This window comes from Desulfosceptrum tomskiensis, from assembly GCF_049818055.1.
Taxonomy (GTDB): domain Bacteria; phylum Bacillota; class Desulfotomaculia; order Desulfotomaculales; family JASEER01; genus JBFLVT01.
This window is the reverse complement of the sequence record NZ_CP187479.1, coordinates 618,303-636,181: the sequence shown is the minus strand read 5'-3', so window position 1 is coordinate 636,181 and position 17,879 is coordinate 618,303. Positions and strand designations below refer to the sequence as shown.

The 17,879-nt window shown below is 56.2% G+C and carries 16 protein-coding genes and 1 tRNA gene; 7 read left to right on the top strand and 10 right to left on the bottom strand.

The window, feature by feature from the left end; genetic code table 11:
- Position 1: 1 nt before the first annotated feature.
- Positions 2-757, top strand: coding sequence for a FeoB small GTPase domain-containing protein (locus ACPV0M_RS03245; RefSeq protein WP_425621543.1), 756 nt, complete (start codon positions 2-4; stop codon positions 755-757).
- A 29-nt stretch (positions 758-786) separates the two neighbouring features.
- The gene (locus ACPV0M_RS03240; protein ID WP_425622111.1) at positions 787-2,157 is read left to right on the top strand and encodes a nucleoside recognition domain-containing protein; all 1,371 of its coding nucleotides are present in this window, start codon (positions 787-789) and stop codon (positions 2,155-2,157) included.
- 14 nt (positions 2,158-2,171) lie between these two features.
- Here the strand turns inward: ACPV0M_RS03240 and ACPV0M_RS03235 are convergent, their stop codons facing one another.
- Entirely contained in the window at positions 2,172-2,621 is a 450-nt protein-coding gene (locus ACPV0M_RS03235; RefSeq protein WP_425621542.1) for a metal-dependent transcriptional regulator, read from the bottom strand.
- A 194-nt stretch (positions 2,622-2,815) separates the two neighbouring features.
- Here ACPV0M_RS03235 and ACPV0M_RS03230 point away from each other — a divergent pair, with 194 nt between their 5' ends.
- The 5 genes from ACPV0M_RS03230 (at position 2,816) to ACPV0M_RS03210 (ending at position 5,468) form a co-directional block, all read left to right on the top strand.
- Positions 2,816-3,262 (top strand): DUF3795 domain-containing protein, encoded by a 447-nt coding sequence (locus ACPV0M_RS03230; protein WP_425621541.1) that lies wholly within the window; start codon positions 2,816-2,818, stop codon positions 3,260-3,262.
- A 139-nt stretch (positions 3,263-3,401) separates the two neighbouring features.
- On the top strand, positions 3,402-4,175 hold the full coding sequence (locus ACPV0M_RS03225; RefSeq protein WP_425621540.1) for a sulfide-dependent adenosine diphosphate thiazole synthase: 774 nt from the start codon (positions 3,402-3,404) through the stop codon (positions 4,173-4,175).
- Positions 4,168-4,710: an acyltransferase gene (locus ACPV0M_RS03220; RefSeq protein WP_425621539.1), complete on the top strand. Its 543-nt coding sequence runs from the start codon at positions 4,168-4,170 to the stop codon at positions 4,708-4,710. The genes ACPV0M_RS03225 and ACPV0M_RS03220 overlap by 8 nt, the downstream gene beginning before the upstream one ends.
- The gene (locus tag ACPV0M_RS03215; RefSeq protein ID WP_425621538.1) at positions 4,700-5,329 is read left to right on the top strand and encodes a DUF1405 domain-containing protein; all 630 of its coding nucleotides are present in this window, start codon (positions 4,700-4,702) and stop codon (positions 5,327-5,329) included. The genes ACPV0M_RS03220 and ACPV0M_RS03215 overlap by 11 nt, the downstream gene beginning before the upstream one ends.
- A gap of 52 nt (positions 5,330-5,381) precedes the next feature.
- A tRNA-Leu gene (locus tag ACPV0M_RS03210) sits at positions 5,382-5,468 on the top strand.
- A gap of 123 nt (positions 5,469-5,591) precedes the next feature.
- Here the strand turns inward: ACPV0M_RS03210 and ACPV0M_RS03205 are convergent.
- From ACPV0M_RS03205 to ACPV0M_RS03165, 9 genes are read right to left on the bottom strand one after another with little or no spacing between them, the layout of a single operon-like run.
- Positions 5,592-6,341 (bottom strand): hypothetical protein, encoded by a 750-nt coding sequence (locus ACPV0M_RS03205; protein WP_425621537.1) that lies wholly within the window; start codon positions 6,339-6,341, stop codon positions 5,592-5,594.
- Positions 6,338-8,347 (bottom strand): BREX-3 system phosphatase PglZ, encoded by a 2,010-nt coding sequence (pglZ, locus tag ACPV0M_RS03200; protein ID WP_425621536.1) that lies wholly within the window; start codon positions 8,345-8,347, stop codon positions 6,338-6,340. Before pglZ ends, ACPV0M_RS03205 begins: the two co-directional genes overlap by 4 nt.
- Complete coding sequence (locus tag ACPV0M_RS03195) at positions 8,340-11,222, bottom strand: DEAD/DEAH box helicase (protein ID WP_425621535.1); 2,883 nt, start codon at positions 11,220-11,222, stop codon at positions 8,340-8,342. The genes pglZ and ACPV0M_RS03195 overlap by 8 nt, the downstream gene beginning before the upstream one ends.
- Positions 11,219-11,602, bottom strand: coding sequence for a four helix bundle protein (locus tag ACPV0M_RS03190; protein ID WP_425621534.1), 384 nt, complete (start codon positions 11,600-11,602; stop codon positions 11,219-11,221). Before ACPV0M_RS03190 ends, ACPV0M_RS03195 begins: the two co-directional genes overlap by 4 nt.
- A 19-nt stretch (positions 11,603-11,621) precedes the next feature.
- On the bottom strand, positions 11,622-11,747 hold the full coding sequence (locus ACPV0M_RS03185; RefSeq protein ID WP_425622245.1) for a hypothetical protein: 126 nt from the start codon (positions 11,745-11,747) through the stop codon (positions 11,622-11,624).
- Positions 11,748-11,758: 11 nt separating this feature from the next.
- On the bottom strand, positions 11,759-12,295 hold the full coding sequence (locus tag ACPV0M_RS03180; protein WP_425621533.1) for a hypothetical protein: 537 nt from the start codon (positions 12,293-12,295) through the stop codon (positions 11,759-11,761).
- A 1-nt stretch (position 12,296) separates the two neighbouring features.
- The gene (locus ACPV0M_RS03175; RefSeq protein ID WP_425621532.1) at positions 12,297-12,914 is read right to left on the bottom strand and encodes a DUF5343 domain-containing protein; all 618 of its coding nucleotides are present in this window, start codon (positions 12,912-12,914) and stop codon (positions 12,297-12,299) included.
- A gap of 23 nt (positions 12,915-12,937) precedes the next feature.
- Positions 12,938-15,790, bottom strand: coding sequence for a DNA methyltransferase (locus tag ACPV0M_RS03170; protein ID WP_425621531.1), 2,853 nt, complete (start codon positions 15,788-15,790; stop codon positions 12,938-12,940).
- A complete protein-coding gene (locus ACPV0M_RS03165) occupies positions 15,787-17,793 on the bottom strand; it encodes an ATP-dependent nuclease (protein WP_425621530.1) in 2,007 nt (668 codons plus the stop codon). The genes ACPV0M_RS03170 and ACPV0M_RS03165 overlap by 4 nt, the downstream gene beginning before the upstream one ends.
- Positions 17,794-17,879 lie beyond the last annotated feature (86 nt).

The following is a 17,879-nucleotide window of genomic DNA, read 5'->3' as shown; positions in this document are numbered from 1 at the left end:
GATGGGACTGACCAGCAACGCCTGCGGCTGGAGCGCAAACCGCGAAACATTCGGCATCAAAAGAAATGGATCCATCCCCGTGATTGCGCTGGCGGGAAATCCGAATACCGGGAAAACGACGGTTTTCAACGCTCTCACGGGATTGAACCAGCACACCGGAAACTGGCCCGGGAAAACGGTCCTGCGTGCCGAAGGCTGTTACGCATTCAACGGCCGGGAGCACCTCGTCGTCGACCTTCCGGGCACTTATTCCCTCCTGGCCAGTTCGGCGGAAGAACAGGTGGCGCGCGATTTCTTATGCCTGGCCAACCCCGACGCCACGGTCGTTGTCGTCGACGCCACCTGCCTGGAACGCAACCTCAACCTTGTCCTGCAGGTATTGGAGATCACGCCGCGGGTAATCGTCGCCGTCAACCTGATTGACGAAGCCGCCAGGAAAAACATCCATATCGATTGCCGCAGGCTGGCCGGCGAGTTGGGAGTACCCGTCGTGGCCACCGCCGCCCGTTACGGCAAAGGGATCGACGAGCTTAAAGCGGTCATCGCCGAAATGGCCGGCAACCAGGTTTCCACCTCGCCGCGCCTTGTAACCTACGACACTTCTTTGGAAAGGTCCATCAGGTTTCTTGAACCCCGGCTTAAAGACATTCTCCCGCCCTACCTCAGCGCGAGATGGGCGGCGCTCCGCATCCTGGAGGGAGACCCGTATATCTTTAACACCCTGCACCACTTCTTTGAAGGAGGCGGACAAAGGTGAAAGCCGCAACAGCCGACAGGGAGGAGTCTCTGCGCTATCTTAAGGCGCTGGCCGAGGCAGCCAGGCTTGATCCCGCCGCCCACGACCGCATTGTCGGCTCGATTTACTCCGAGGCCGAGAGGATCGCCGGCGCCGTCGTACACCGGACGAGGCCCAAAAGAGACTGGGACCGTCGGATCGACGACATCCTCACCTCCAGGTGGCTGGGCTTTCCCATCATGTTTCTTTTGCTGGGCGCGGCCTTTTGGCTTACCATAACGGGAGCCAACTACCCTTCCCGGCTGCTGGCGGCGGTCCTCTTCTGGGGGCAGGAACAATTAGCCGTCCTCCTGGGTTGGCTGGGAGCCCCGTCCTGGCTGAAGGAGATTGTTGTTGACGGGATGTATCGTTCTTTGGCCTGGGTTGTCTCGATCATGCTCCCTCCCATGGCCATCTTCTTCCCGATTTTTACCCTTCTCGAAGACCTGGGCTACCTGCCCAGGGTGGCCTTTAACCTGGACCGTTTCTTTAGAATGGCCGGCACGCACGGTAAGCAGGCTCTGACCATGGCCATGGGCTTCGGCTGCAACGCCGCGGGTGTGGTGGCCTGCAGGATCATCGACTCGCCCAGGGAGAGGCTGATCGCGCGCCTGACAAACGTTTTTGTGCCGTGTAACGGCCGTTTCCCCACGCTCATCACCCTGGCCGCCGTTTTGGCTGCCGGACTGGGGGTCTCGGCCTATCAAACGGTCTTCGCCACAGCGGCCGTGGCCGGCCTTGTGATCGCCGGTATCGCGGCAACCCTTTTCGTCTCCTGGCTGCTTTCCCGTACGCTGCTGCGCGGGGTTCCCTCCTCTTTCACACTGGAACTGCCGCCCTACCGCCGGCCGCAGGTTGTGCAGATTCTCGCGCGCTCGTTTATCGACCGGACGCTGTTTGTCCTGGCACGGGCCGTCACCGTGGCGGCACCGGCCGGAGCCTTGATTTGGCTTCTGGCCAACATCGACCTTAACGGTCAGAGCATCATCCAGCACATGGCAGCCTGGCTCGATCCCTTTGCCAGGCAGATCGGTCTCGACGGCTTCATCCTGGTGGCCTTTATTTTAGGGCTGCCGGCCAATGAAATCGTCCTGCCGATCCTGTGCATGTGCTACCTGTCTGCCGGCTCGATGGTTGAGTTGGACAGTCTCAGCGCCATCCACCGTCTCTTCGTCGTGGAGCACGGGTGGACCTGGGTGACCGCCCTCTGCGTCATGCTCTTTTCCCTGCTGCACTTCCCGTGCGGTACCACCCTCTATACCATCCAAAAAGAAAACGGTAACTGGAAATGGACGTTTCTGGCCGCAGCTATTCCCACGCTGACGGCGATTACGGTGTGCTTCACCGTCGCCCGGACGGCCAGGATACTGGGGCTTGGCTGAGACAGATTCTTTTCTCAATCTTTATAGCCGTCGTCCAGCACGTCGCCCCGTTGCTCCTGCGCGGTTTTAAAGATGTGAAACTCGCCCAGGCAGGCAGGATTGGCCTTGAAAAACCTGACCAGGTAATCGATGGCACGGATGGTCGGAAGCGAAAGGTAGTGCTCCATAGCTTCGGCCTCTTGCTCCCTGCCGCAAGACACATCCAGCACGGTCAGGAATTCCTGCAGAATGGCGTTCCGCTCCACGAGGAATTTTCCCAGCCGGCGCCCCTTTTCCGACAGTATGACATCCTTGTAACGCCGGTAGGTCAGATAGTCTTCCTCGTGCAGGCGCCGCAGGGCCTTAGTGACCGACGGCAGCTTAACCCCAAGCCTGGCCGCCACGTCGGTGACGCGCACGGCGTTTTCACCGAGCGACAGGCGATAGATCTCCTCCAGGTAGTCTTCAAGGCTCGGAGTAAGCATAAAAATCACTCCTGTAAGTAGTCTACGCCTTGACCGGCGGTAAACAGAACCTTATTCTCCCTCTTTTAGCTCTCTTGGCGGTTCCTTATCATTGCTATCCTGCTAAACAGACTTGTCGCTTCAGTTCCAATCGGAGTATCATTGGCTTATATCGTTTTCACAAAGAAAATAATGGAACGAGAGGATGGTGCGGGATGGACAGGGAAACCATACTTGCCGAGCTGGCCCCCTGCGGGCTGGACTGTTCACGGTGTTTCGGCTACGGAGACGGGGAAATCAAGAAGCTGGCGCTGGCGCTCCTGGACAAGCTGGGCAACTTTGACCGCTACGCCGGGAGACTGGCCAAGTTTATGCCGGTCTTTGAGGGCTACAAGCAGTTTCACGAACTCCTGCTCTTCTTCGGCAAAGCCTCTTGCGCCGGCTGCCGGCAGGGAGGGGGCACTTTCCCCCTTTGTTCGGCCAAGACCTGTTTCCGGGAAAAGAACGTCGATTTCTGCTTCCAGTGCGACGAGTACCCCTGTGAGCGCAACCAGTTCCCGCCCGACCTGCAGGCCCGCTGGCGCAGGATGAACGACCGCATGCGGGAAACAGGCGTAGAACAGTTTTACGCAGAACAAAAGAAAGAGCCGCGCTACCCGTAAGATCCGGCGGCTTTCCTATACCTTTTGGTACACCGATTACTGACTACCGACGACCGGCATGGTTATCCTGCCAAAACTTGACGAATCCTGAGTACAAGAGTAAAGTATATGGATAATAGCTGGATGGGGGATTTATCTTATGAAGTTGGACGAGCGTGTCATAGCAAGAGCCATTATCGAGCGGTATAACAAGAAGCTCCTTGACTGCCTGGACAGCGACGTGGCTATCGTCGGCGGCGGACCGTCCGGGCTTACCGCTGCCTACTACCTGGCCAAGGCGGGCTTGCGGACCGTTCTCTTTGAGCGCAAGCTCAGCGTCGGCGGCGGCATGTGGGGCGGGGCGATCATGTTCAACGAGATCGTCGTCCAGGAAGAGGCGCTGCCCGTCATGCAAGATATGGGTATCCGCTACGAGGCCTTTGAACCCGGTTATTATACGGCCTCGTCGGTGGAGTCGGTGGCTGCGCTGACCCTCGCCGCGGTCAAAGCGGGGGCGACAATCATGAACCTCATTTCGGTCGAAGACGTGTGCCTGCAGAACGACCGTGTGACCGGCCTGGTCCTCAACTGGACGCCCGTCGAACTCGGACGCTTCCACGTGGATCCCATCGCCACCCATTCGCGGTATACCATCGATGCCACCGGGCACGACGCGCGTATCGTGAACATCCTCGCCCGCAAGGCCAATATCCGCCTGAATACCCCGTCCGGCAGCGCCGTCGGCGAACGCCCGATGTGGGCCGACGTGGCCGAAACCGAAATCCTGGAGAATACGCGTGAAGTCTACCCGGGACTTTTTGTCACGGGGATGGCGGCCAACGCCGTCGCCGGGGGTTACCGCATGGGCCCCATCTTCGGGGGCATGCTTCTTTCCGGCAAACTGGTCGCCGAAAGAATCATTAACAATGGCTGATTCGAAAAATACAGAACGGCGCAGGCGGAGGCTGACCGTCTATCCCGTGCCCCCCGGGCGCAACAGTATGTGGTACTGTTTCCGGGATAAAAGCCGCCTCCGGGTTATCTGCAATTTCCTCTTGATCTGGACGGCCCGGTACCTGCCGTGGCTGGGCCTCAAAAACGTCTTCTACCGCCTTACCGGCATGAAGGTGGGCCGCAACGTGGCGGTGGGCGCCATGGCCGTCTTTGATTTTTTCTATCCTGAGCTGATCACCCTCGAAGACAACGTCGTCATCGGCTACAACGCCACGATCCTCGCCCACGAATTCCTGGTACACGAGTATCGCCTCGGCCCGGTGGTCGTCGGCGCGGATACCCTGATCAGCGCCAACTCCACCGTGCTTGCCGGGGTCACCATCGGCAGCAATACCCAGATATCGGCCATGTCCCTGGTCAATACCGACGTCCCGGACAATGTTCTCGCCGGCGGCGTCCCGGTCAGGGTCATCCGCAAGCTGGGTGAAACGGAGGAACCCGGGCTTGAGCGCTAGCACCGGCAACGCCGGCCCCTACCGCGGCCTGCTGGGCTACCTGCTGGTCCGCCGCCGGTTGCTGCTCGCCCTTCTTCTGATCAACGCCGCGGCAACCGTGTACGGCTTCTTCTGGTACCGCGAACAGCTCGCCGCAACACCTTGGTACTACTGGCCCTTTACCCCGGAATGCCCCATCCAGTCCCTGCTGTTCGCCCTCGTCCTCGGGCTGCGCTTGAGCGGCAGGCCCTGGGCCTTCCTCGAAGCCTTCACGATGCTGGGACTGATCAAATACGGGGCGTGGACGGTGGGCATCATCGGCCACCACTGGTTCACCGGCGGACAATGGGACTTCGAAAAGGTGTTCCTCTTCGTGGCCCACGTCGGCATGGCCTACCAGGGCATCGTCTTCCTGCCCCTGCTGGTCCCGGCGCGCTATCTGGTTTTCCTCGTAGGACCCTGGTTCGGCTTCATGGATTTTCTGGACTACGGCGCCGGCATCCACCCCTACCTGCCGGGCGGTGATCGCCAGCTTCCCCAGGCCGTCACGCTTGCGGTCTTAACCACTGTTTTGACCTCCCTGTACACGCTGCCGTGGCTCCGCGCCAACCCCCGAGATCATTCCGGAAACACGTCGTAGGCTCGTTGACAACCGACATCCGGTATGCTATCATAACCTTTGTCGAAGCCGTGCGGCAGTGGCGGAACGGCAGACGCGCTAGACTCAGGATCTAGTGGGCATTAAGCCCGTGGAGGTTCAAATCCTCTCTGCCGCACCAGGAAAATCAAGGGCTCCCGAAAGCCGGGAGCCTTTCTGTTCTGTCGGTGACAGCAGCCATTTTGTTGCGATTTTATCACCAGAACCTAAAGCAGCTAGCTCATACCCCGTCTTCCCACACCTGCTACTTTCGCAGCATCAGCAATTCTTCATCCAAGCCATGGCGCAGGACTTCCATGCGGGGCGACGACACCAGGATGCTCTCCAAGGAAATTGACTGTAAGCGAAATGGAAACAAGCTTGCGCTGCTGATCAATTCTCTTAACACTCCTGACCCGTTAGGACGCGCATGCAACGAGGCCTCAATTAGCCATGCAACCAGCTTGGGATCGCCGACCACCAGCGATAATCCTTGCGTGTAAACTCCTTTTGTAGCTGTCTCGCTAAGAACACCCCAGTCCACGTAGGACCGAAGTACGCGACGGGCTGCTCTGGAGACCGTTTCCCGTTCCCCGTACTGTTCCCGGACCCGCCGTTGAACGTGGGCTGCTGCGGCAGAGCCCTGAAGCTTTAAGAGGCGGCCGACCTGGCTGGCCACCGCCGCCCAGAACGGATAGACAGCCATCACCATTCCCCAGTGAACTGCGATCCGATCCGCTCGAGGAAGGCGCCTCAACAATTCAAGCCCGTCGTCTCGAAACATTTCCAGCCCGCGTGGAACGTTGAGCCAAACCTTCATAAGGATGGTGATGACTTTTTCACGGTTACCGCGTTCGGCGCTACCGCCAACGGACACCTTGTCTTTGAGGAGTTCTTGCAAGGCAGCGTTGATTGCGGATTTATCGTTCCCCGCCAAGACGAGGTTGGCGGCCTGCTCGAGCCACTCCAGGCGAACTCGTTGACTGAATCCGATGTGGTTCGTACGAAGGTTCATATGTTTCTCCTCTTGATCTCAATGAAAGGAACAATTAGCTCCTCAATGGTAACACCGCCATGGCTGACAACGCGTTCCCCGTCGCGGACGAACGCCATCCGGCCGGGGGCGATGAGGGCAAGGTAGTCTTCTGGAAGGCCGATAGGTTGCCATTTCAGAGCGCTTGGGAACCGTGCCTGCACCTTATCCCGAAGCAAAGTATCCGCATAGACGCGGACCCGCTCGCCGCGTAGATCGGCGACTGCGCCCTCTGAAGCGCGTCCGCAGCCCTCGGCCTCAATATTGCCGTGGTCGGACGTTAAAAAGACACGGAAGCCTCTATCCAACAGCAGGTCAAGGAGATCGGTAATATAAGATTGCCGGGCCCACTGGCGCACCTGATTATGCATGCCTGCAGTGCCAAGTTCCATGCCATGCATAATCTTATCGACTTTATCAATAACCAGTCCGACAACCCTTGTCTTTGGACGAGTGATTAGCTCATCAACCAGGTCCAGGTTGCCGTCTCCCAGTCCCTTGGCGTAAACCACTTCGTTCTGTAAAAGACCTTGATCTACCCAGAACTGCGTCCACAGAACCGGCTCCTTGTCGGTCGTCTGAATGGTGTTCGGGAAATACATGGGCGGCTTACCGGCAAACGCTGCTTGGCGCGAGACAGAGGTGACCGTGGGAATCCACGCGAATACGCTGTTCTCGCGGAAAAGGAAACTCGACCGCCGCTTTGAGACCGCATTTCGGACAACAATCCATTGGTCGAAGGAAAGCCCGTCGACCAAGAGTAACGCGACCTTGCCGTTCTGTTCATCTCCCAAATAGCGAGCCATGAACCGCGGGATATGATGGAGCATGACCGGCGGCGCCGGGGGGAGGTTAACCAGCCCTGCATACCGCCTCACCAACCATGCGGTGAATGCGGCATCGACTTGAGACTGCAAATCCCTTACCTTTTGGGTTACCTGTTCCTGAAGAGTAGTACCTTCCGGATCATGCACGAGTACCGTCAGTTCCGCCCACCCGCGGGCGAAGCGGAACCACTCTCCATGCCTGGCATCCTCCGCCGGGACGGAGGACAGGATATTCTCGATCAGCCGGTTCAGGCGGCATCCGCGATCCTCGGCAGGTTCGATCCTAACTCCTATGCTCGCCCAGGTTTTTGACAGAATTTCCGCGCGCTCATGGGGGACAGATTGGAGCATTCCCTCAAGGAACAGGTTGTCGATGTAGACCCGGATATCATGGTGATCGAAGGGCATATCTGCAGGTCCGGGGTAATTGAAACCGTAGGGCATCGCGTCCTCTCGAGCGCCAGGATCATTCACGGCGGCCATGCGGTCCAGGAACACCGGCCAACGCTCTTGTAGAAATGCGAAGAACGCCTCCCGGTCAGGTATGATGGTTTCTAGCGGCCAGTCGGCGAAGGTGTCGCTTAGGCGTAAGAGCTGGATGAGTCGTTCGTCGAGAACAGTGGGTATCCGCTGCTCACGGTAGTGGCGGCGGAGAAGGACGCGGAGAAGATCCGACGGCTGTTTGATAAGCTCCGGAGCAATCTCGAAAACGTGGCGGAGAATAAACTCCTTCGTAGCGTTATCCCCGAGCTGGCCGGGCGCGTACCTTTGCTGGGCATCATACAGGGCATCAAGATAACCCCGGTCCAGAGCGGCCACTACCGGATAGCTCAGGTTCGCAAAGATATCGCCAAGGTTGAAAGAAAGCCGCCGGCCGGCCTGGAGCAGATCATACGGCAGGGTACCGAGGTCGGTAGCCGAGGAATGCAGCACGACCACAAGATCCGTTGGTTCGCCGCGGTCCCAGCGAGAGCGGAACTTGGATTCATAGGCATAGCGGAAGGCCACATGATCCTCGAAGGGAATCAGCTCAAAGCCCCGTTTCCGGATATCTTCAAGAATCCTCTCCTCAAGCAGCAGACCGTCCGGGTCCGCCACAAGGGTGAGCCTTGCGACCTTCGGGGTAAACTCCCTGAGGATATGGGCGCGCCAGCTACTCAAGGCTGCATCCCTCCACACGAATCAACAGAAGAGGGACAATCTCAGGGCAGATGCGGGCACGCTTCTCGATTTGCTCGCGAAAGCTCCGTTCTTCCTGATCAAGTAGGTTCAATCGATGGCTGCGGACTTGAGGCAGGCCTATGCGCGCAATAGCCCTGCGCCTTGCAGCGAAGGAATACTCGGCCTTTTCCCGCTCCCGCGCAATTCGGGCGTGATGTTCTTGCACCAAAGCGTCGTAAATGGGCCTCCCGTGCTCTTCAGCGGCTCGGAGCAGCTTCTCAAAAACATCCTTGGAGCTTGCAGCGTCGAGGTTTGAGCGTACAATCGGATTCACTACCAGCAAATGGTCCCATATGTGCCTGGCCGTCGGCGTGTAAACCTTGCCGTTATCGGCCAGGAAAAGGGGCATAATCCGGCGGCGGTTCCAGTCTGAAGCGGTGATGGCAATCCGCCAGAGAGACCAGAAGCCCTGAATCTCGATACCAATCCCCGGAATCGATACGACCGGGATCGGCTGCCCCGGGACAAACCGGGGCAATCCCATCGCCAGACCGCGTATTTTCGGCTCCTCCAGGGTTAGGCAGCGTGCAGTGGGGATCTCTGCTGCTTCCTTGGCGGCAAAGACCGCCGCAGGATATATCGCGCCGTCAGGCCAGGCAAGTTCCCAGATGCGGTCTTTTCTTTCCGCCTTACCGCCATGCGCCCTAAGGTAACTCACCGTCATACGCTCAACCCAATGCTGCAAAGGATGGGCCAGGAGGCGTTGTGCTTCTCCCGGGTCAAGGTCGTCCGAAGCCCCAAGCATCGAGGCGATGCCCCGCGCTTCCCGTACCTGTTCCCGAAGGCGGGTAACCACCTTATCCACTGAGTCCTCCACCCTGTCGGGATGCAAGATGGCATCGACATACAAATCATCGAATATGTGACCCGCCTGCGCTGAGTCGAGAACGTCGCCGGTTTTGTCGATGCCGAACTCCTCGAATATAACGGCAAGCTTCTGCTCCAGCACTTCAAGGACACGGTGTTCCACTGAGTTTTGAAAGACGAAATTAACCGCGCGGACAATATGCGTTTGGCCAATGCGATCCACTCGCCCGATGCGCTGCTCAAGCCGCATCGGGTTCCAGGGAATGTCGTAGTTAATTACTACGTGGCAGAACTGAAGGTTCAAACCCTCTCCGCCGGCGTCCGTGGAAATGAGGATGCGGGCCTCGCGGGCGAACGCCTCCTGAACCCGCTTGCGTTCATCCAAATCCATGGAGCCGTTGAGACAGACCACCGAAAAGCCCCTTTCGCTGAGGAAATCACGCAGCATCTCCTGGGTAGGAACAAACTCGGTAAAGACGAGTACCTTCAGCTCCGGATCGCCCTCTTCCGCCTGGAGCCGGTATATCCAGTCAAGTAAGGCCTCTGCCTTGGCGTCCGGTCCGGCCTGCTCGCACCGGGTCGCTGCCTCCAAGAGTAATTGCACCTCGGCGCGTTCATTCTTCAGCGCTTTAAAGCGGGTGCGCAGCAGCGTCTCGAGCTGCTCCTGGCCGTCGAGATCAGCCCAGTCATCTTCGGAATAAACGGGGAAAAGGGTCAACTGTTCCCCGGGTGCCTGGAGCGCCTCCAGCCGCTTCTCGAGCGTGGCGCGAATCGCCCGGGTGCTGGAGACAACCAGGCGCTGCATCAGGATCATCAGGAACCCGATGTAACTGCGTTTCTCACGCAAGGCCTGGTTGTAGCCTTTCCTCACGTACTCGGTGACCGCTTCGTAGAGATGCTTCTGCCGGCTGTGGCGCTCTTGCCAGGACACCGGCGCAAGTTCTGTGCGGCGGGGCTTGAACAGCGGCTTGCCCTCGGCGTCGATGGCGCGGCGTTTTTCAGTCCGGATGACGTACGGCTGGACACGCTCCCGCGTAACGCTGCCAGCATCGGGAAACGCCTGGGGATCAATCAGAGACATCAGGCGGTGAAAGGCGTCGGTCTTACCCTGGTGGGGAGTGGCCGAAAGAAGCAGGATGTACGGCGCGGCTTCGGACAGCCCCTGGCCCAGTTTGAAACGGGCCACCTGGTCGGTGCTCCCGCCGAGCCGGTGCGCCTCGTCCACGATGACCAGGTCCCAGCCTGCTGAGATCAGATCCTCGAAACGCTCCCGGTTGTGTTCCCTCACCTGCTCCGCCGTCCAACCCCGGCGCTTGTCCAGGGGCTTCACGGAATCCATCGGCACCACCACCTGGGAAAACATCTGCCAGGGATTTGCAGGCGGGAGTCCCGGGGCTCCGTTTCCAACATCCCCGTCAGCCGGTCTCAAAACCGGAGCGATACGCCGTAGCGTTTTCAAGTCCTCGGGGAGCACCAGATGGAAGGCCTCGCCGAAGTGGAAGCGCATCTCGCTCACCCACTGGCTCACCAATCCCTTCGGGGCGATGACCAGTGTCCGCTTCACCAGCCCGCGGAGCTTGAGTTCCCGCATAATCAGCCCGGCCTCGATGGTCTTGCCCAGCCCGACTTCGTCCGCCAGAAGGTAGCGCACGCGGTCATTGGCAATGGCGCGCGACAACGCCCGGATCTGGTGCGGCAGCGGGATGACGGAGGCCTCGATGGGAGCAAGCAGAACGTCCTGCGTCAGCGCATCAGCCACGCGAGCGGCGGCAGCGAGGTAGGTCAAGTGATGGGTGTTGAGGACTGAGGACTGAGCGGAAGAAAGGGCGGAAGCGTCAACGCGAATGATCGAATCGCTCGATGGAAGCCAGATGCGAAAGGATGTGTTTCCCCACAGGCAGGAGCGCTCCACAATCTTTCCCAAGGTGTTTTGCGGATGGACGACGACCCATTCTGCTTCTGCATAGGGCTGAGGACTGAGGAATGAGGACAGAGTCGGCCGATTCATTTCCCTCCATCCTTTCTCTGTTTGTCCACAGCAGCACGCAACCCGCCAAGGATGCGAGCAACTTCTTCCGCCTGTTCCATCAATCGGTCGAAGTTGGCTTCATCCAGATAGCCGACATCAAGTGCTACGTAGAGCTGCGAACGCACCTCGGCGCAGGATGCCTTGGCGGTTGAAACAAACTGGTGAAACTCACCGCGACCGCCACGCTCAAACCCTTCTGCGACATTCGACATGATGGAAACCGCGGCTCGCTGAATCTGGCCGCTCAAACCAAAATCCTTGGCAAAGGCGCCTTGCCGCGTCACCTCGTATATGGCTCGAGTAAGTTCTCGCGCCTTCTGCCACGCGACCAAATCTTCAAATCTTTCAACTTTTCCCATACTCAGTCCTCAGCACTCATCACTCAGTCCTGAAGTTGCCCGGCAGCCAGACACGGCAGACCGTCTCGCCCCAGAGCGTCTGAGTCTCGATGACCTGACAGAGCCGGCCGTGGTCGGGGCTGTAGAGCCAGTCATTGTAATGCACTTTTCTGTGCCTCACAAGCTTTTCTTTTCAAGCCTATCGATACGATTTAACAACTCGCTAACATAGCCGATCGCTTCGTTCATGTCCGGGTTATGATGACTTGGATGTGCACATTCATTCCTTTTCGCCAGCAACCCATGCAATGTCTTCATCTCCGTCTTTGACAGCAAACCAATATCTTTGGCGACCTCAATCAATTGGTATTCCACAACATTCTCTCGTAATTCCTCAATATTCTTGTATTGCGCCCAGCCCGTTCTTTTTGCCTTGACTGCCTTGAGATTATCCGACGCGAGTTTTTCCTCCAAGTAATCGATAAATGCAGCCCATGCCATAACGTGCGCAGCCCGAAAGCAGCCTCTTTCGATACTTAAGACTGCTTCTTCAAGCAAAGATTTTTGACTAAGTGAAAGGCCGCTTATTCGTTTGCGGGTTTTATCAAGCGCAATCACACGTGATGGCGTATCCTCATACCTTGAAAGCATCGAATGAGCATCCTGCTGAAAGCAGAGAACACACGCATGAAATTTCCGGACAATTTCAAGCATGCTAGATCTCTCCCGTGAGCAAGTGCTTTTTCATGCTCAAAAACAACGCTTCATATACTTTTTCATCCGTCGTCTCCGGGAGAGTTAGCTGTATGTTGATGTTGATAGCAAAACCTCTAAGTGATTTCATTTCCTGCGTGCTCAACCCTACGTCGCGTGACTTAGTATCTGGCTCTTTTTCGGCTGCTTCGTCTTCTGGAGGGCTAGCGCTAAAGTCCGCAAGCTTGCATAGCTCCTGAAATGTGGAGATCGTCTTTGCAATGGCTTGTTTTCCCGCAGATGATCGCGTTGAAAAAAAGTGTTGAAGATCTTCCCTTGAACAAGCATGCGCGTGCGGATAAGTCGAAAACAACTCTGCATACCCTTCGCGTATACCTTTCGCTAGTATCTGCTTTCCGCCTTGACCTCGATACTGCTTCCAAAGATCAGTCGGACTACCTGAAGAATCAGCGAAACCAACAGCTCTTAGGACAGTGAGTAAGCTTCTATCGTTGCTTGATGTGAATCCCACGCTTTGAAGCCATTGAAGGGTTACTTTGGGAGGGATACCGGTTTGTTTGATTTTCGCAAAAAGATCCGAAATCTTTCCGGGCACGGTGGTGTAAGGAAAATCTCCCATAGTTACTTCCTCCCTATCTTAGGCTAAAATTGGTTGTCTCCAATTCTGGTAAGCGCCTGGTCATACCACATCAGCAGCTTGGGGTCTTCCTGGAGGACGTTCTCGGGAATCTTGCGGGCCACGGCAACGATGGTCGCGTAGTCGCGCTCCTGCCAGGCCTTTTTGAATCCGGCGCGGACGGCCTCGAGGCGGAACACCCTGAGGCGCTTTTGGCTCGAGGTCCGGTATTCCTCGAACTCGCGCAGCAGGGCCCGCTCGCGTAGCTTCTCCAGGTCGCCAGCCTTGTTCGGGTCCGGCACGTACCAGCGGTCTTTCGCCCGAGCGATGAGGACTGAGGACTGAGTGCTGAGTTGGCCGTTATCCTCTGTGGCATGGCCAGAGGTAATCTCCTCCTGGATGATCTTGCGAAGGTCTGCGCTTTGTTTCATCCAGGAAACGATCTGGGCGGGAATCGGCCCTTTGCCGTCGTAGCGGAGGAAGTTCTGCTCCAATAGTTCGGAGAGCTCAAGCGGCTTTTCGTGCTTCTGCCAGCCGCCGATTTCCTTGAGGAACTGCGGATGGAGCTCCTGGAAGGTCTGCGGCTTCCTGGTGAGCTGCTGCTTGAGCCATTGGATGGCGGAGGCCTCGTCCGTGACGAAGAGCTGGAGCTGCAGGACCTCCTTCACCTTCATGCGCTTCTTGTCGTACTCCGCCACCTGTTCGGGCAGGAAGTACATCCCGTCGCACTCCGGGAAGCGCTGGGCGAGACCGGCGTAGAACTCCGCTGCGGAGAGGGGCACCGTCACGCCACGCTGGACGTGGAAGGCCACCATGCGGTCGAAGAGCAGGTAGTTCTGCCGCTCGGCGATGACCTCCGCCTTGCCGTCCTTGGAAACGAATACTGGGAGCTGCTTCAGGTGGGTTCTTGTGAAATCCCATGCACCTTCTTCAGTGCCAGCCACCAGACGAAATCTTTGCTCCAGTCCTCCATTGGGTTTATAAGCAGTAATGACCAGATCCTGTTTCACAAGCTTCTGAATAGATTGCTTGTAGGTCTCCTGTTGCTTGTCCAGCGTGCGCACATCGGCAACAACAAAACCTGCATGCTCAAGGGCCTGTTGAATGGCGAACCAGACGCTATTACGAGAATTATGAAACTCCACCGTCAGCCACCGGCCCGGCTTGAGTACACGACAAATCTCTTGAAAACACTTGGTCATCAATTGCTGATAGTCCTGAAGCGTCCGATTGCGTTCCTTGTCCATCACCGCCTCGGGCTCGCGCTGGGTCAATACCTTCAACCATGCTTCCCAGAAGAAGTTCAGCTCAGAGTAATGGAGGTTGTTGCCGAAGGGGGGATCAACAAAGATGTAGTCGATGCTGTTGTCAGCGATTGTGGAAATACTGGTTGTCGATTGCGTTGTGATTGCGGCCCACTCTGTGATCCCCGGCATTTGCAGCTTGCTCAGGCGTTGCAGTTTGTTGGTCATGGAATATGCAGGCGAAACCTCGGAAATCAGCGAACCGACAAACATCGTGCCGCTCATGTATTGATTGACTTGCGAAAAGGCATTCTCCCTGTACCGATTCATTTTTGTGACTGTGAGCCCGTTCCCTTGGACGAAAAATCGCATGAAAACAGTAGCACATTCATTCACCTTTTGCCACATCCGCGCATAAACAACCAAGGCTCTCCGAAAATAGAAATGAGGTAAATGGGTGATGCCTTTAAGATGGTAGCCATCCTTACCTTTTCGCTCACCATCGGGCATCTCATGGGTAGGAAACCAGTCGGTGACCGGCTCCTCTTCAATGCGTTTGAGGACTAATAAATCGTACTCATCGGGCTTTTTCTTATATCGATTGCCGCCAACCTGGTAATTGATGAGGACCGGACGGTATCGCACTAACCGATGAGATTTCTTTAGTGATTCATCAAAATAGGTATCCCACATGCGCAGGAGCGATTTCTTGTTAAGCTCAGAGCGGCAGTGCGGGCAGGGAAAGGTATCAGCCACTTCGAACGTCTCCTGCTGAAAAGCTGCATCGTAATAGACAATTTCAGCTCCACAGTCTGGACAGGCAAAGACCTCGCTCCACACTGTGTAATTGATCCGGCCCTTGGTCTTGCCATCGGTGTGAAGCGTTTCGTACATCCAGCCGCATTCATCTTCAACTTCCTTGAGGATACGCTTCGCCTCGCGCTCAAAGGCTTTGACGTCCACCGGCGTGTTGTAGTTGTAAGCGATGAAGGTGGCGGCGGGCGATAGGTCGTTCAAAACCACCCTTCGTGCGCCGAGCTTGGAGAATGGTTTCCAGCCCGTCCTGCCGTTTTCGTCCGTCTCTTGCTGTGATATCGTACCGTCCTTGTCCACCTTATAGCCCAGAGATTCGACCGCTTTCCTATCTCCGCAGAGTTGCGCCGCTACGCCGGTCATTCCCGTCCCGCAAAACCCATCGAAAACCACATCCCCCGGTTCGGTGTAATGGAGGATGTATCGCATTATTGCCTTGTGCGGCACCTTGGTGTGGTAAGAGTGGGCATTATAGATCGGATCGTTCTTCCCCTCGCTCACATCCGCTGCGAAAGGTTCACGCCGGTAATTGTCGTTCGCTGGATCGTACGGCTTCCCATAGTGCCTGATGAAATCCTCGATAAATGGGTTCGGACAAGCAGTGTAATACGGCGGGTCGGACAGGGCCAGGATGTCCTCGTCCGAGCCGATGGGGAACCCTTCGATCCTGCGGAACTCCGGGTCCTGGAGCTTCTCGCGCAGCTTTTCCAGGAAGTATTTCCGCCGCTCCTCGTCGTTCGGAAACGTCGTGCCGAGACATTCCACCGGACCGGATGGCGCTGATTTCGGTTCCAAATTGAAAAGGGCACTCATTGGTATCATTCCTTAGCATCCATTACGGATTCGTTCGCATTTACCTTAAGGCAACTCTTGCTCCACTTTACCGCAACAGCCTTTTCGATAATTAGCTTCAGGCTGTTCGGAACTTGGGGTGGAGTGCGCTCGGTAAGCTTGCGGGCAATGTACCGGGCGATCAAGGGCTTGCCGCTGTCATCACTCAGCCCAAGTTCTTTCTTGGCTTCACCCGCTAGAGTGTCAGCATCCGGGATTTCGCCTCTCAGATCAGACTCCCACTTATTAGGGAAGCATGCAATACAATCGCCCACAAAGAGAGATTGAGGCGCATCTTGGGATTCGCCAGCCAAAGCAAGAAGCTCCCTTGATTTGGCGATAATGTTTTTGTCTGTGTTACTACTGTCGTAGTCGAAGAGGATGTAGCAGGGGATATGGAGTTCGTTGAATACTCGAAAAAGCCGGTCCATTGCACCTTTACCGCCACACTCAATGACGCTGATTCCTTGGGGGTCGAATGCGCAGTTCGGAAGCGCGTCGGCATAAATCGGAAGGCTATACTCCTCGGTCAGCCCCTCAACAAGGATAACCTTGGATGCGAAAAACCCCTCGTTGCGGCGGGGATTATAAGCATGGGAGTACAGTTCGCGCATGGATTCGGTTGTGACCTTGCCCTTGAGGTTAGGAAACCGGTTTACTAGGTCCTCAATCATTTTCGACATAGGTAACTGCCATGCCATGCTTACCGTTGTCCTCTTCCCATTGTCTTTCTCGAATCTGCTTTCCATGCGGATGATTTCGTCAAAATAGGCCACGTCCACGAGAAGGGATGAGTGAGTTGAGAAAAGAACCTGATCCCCGCCTTCTGCGATTTTGCGGAATACGCGCCGGATGGTGCGTTGCGCTTGGGGATGCATGTAAAGCTCTGGTTCCTCAACGGCGAGGATAAGATTGCGCTTCTTTCCATCGGCGGACGAAGTCATGTATTCCGCATAACGCCTCAGAATTGTGAAGATAACAGCCCTTTGGAGGCCATGGCCTTTGTTTTCGACGGCACTTCTGAACCCGTCATCGACATAGAGTCTTGGTGTGCTGAGAAGAACCTCCAAGGTTGGAGTTTCAAATTCGATCTCCAGATCGCATCCGGCAAAAAAGTCGTTTAGCAGTGCGTTAAGTTGTTTCTCCGTATCGGCAATCAAGGCAACACGTTCAATACCTCCGGCTCGATTCATCTGCTTTGATATTTCAGAGAGAATTCCTTCAATTTTGGCTCTCTTTTCCTGGGTTACGGTGTCCAGAATCGCAAACAACAGCTTTCCAAAGGGGCTATTCTTAGTTCCTTTGGATTCATCGGTAACGTCTCGAACTGCGGGAACAAGAACAAAGAAAGGCAACGTGCCCTTCAGGACGTTGGCGTACCCCTTGGGGTTATCAATCCATACCTCCTGCATTGGAATCTTGTCGGCATGTGCAGCGACGAACTCCTTAGCTTTCTCCTTCCAGTCTCCTACCGTCGGTGACTTGATTGGCCCGAGGAAATCGGCGAAGCTTATGCCACCTGCAGCCAACTGGTCTTTGTTCTTCCACCATTCTTTGATGCTGTTGCTGTTAATGCAGGACTCTTGTAACCATTCCGGTTCCGGCATCGGCTTCCTATAATGCTGCCCTATCGTAATCTTATCTTCGCCTTGTTCCGAATAAGATCCCGAGTCATCACTCTTTGCGCCCATTCTTGCCGAACGGGCCATATGGAATGTCCCATCAGCTTTCAGGTACGCGTCCAGAGATTCCTTTTCCTTATCCGTGAGGTCTGAGAAGATGGCTTCCACCCTGATTTCTAGGCTGGTGTCTTTATTCCAAAAAGATTCCTCATTTAATGACTTAGTGCTGGGGTTGAAGAGGAAATCCAAGGCCCGTAGTACCGATGACTTCCCTGCGTTGTTCGCACCGACCAAGGCGTGCATCTCGCCAATTTCCAGGGTCACATCACGGCAGGACCGAAAGTTTCGTATGCGCAAGTGTGTAAGTCTCATTAGACTCCCCCTCCCTAACTTGTACAGTGACCAAGTCAATCCTAATACGGTGGAACTTGATCAGTAACTCCGTCAGTTGAGTTATA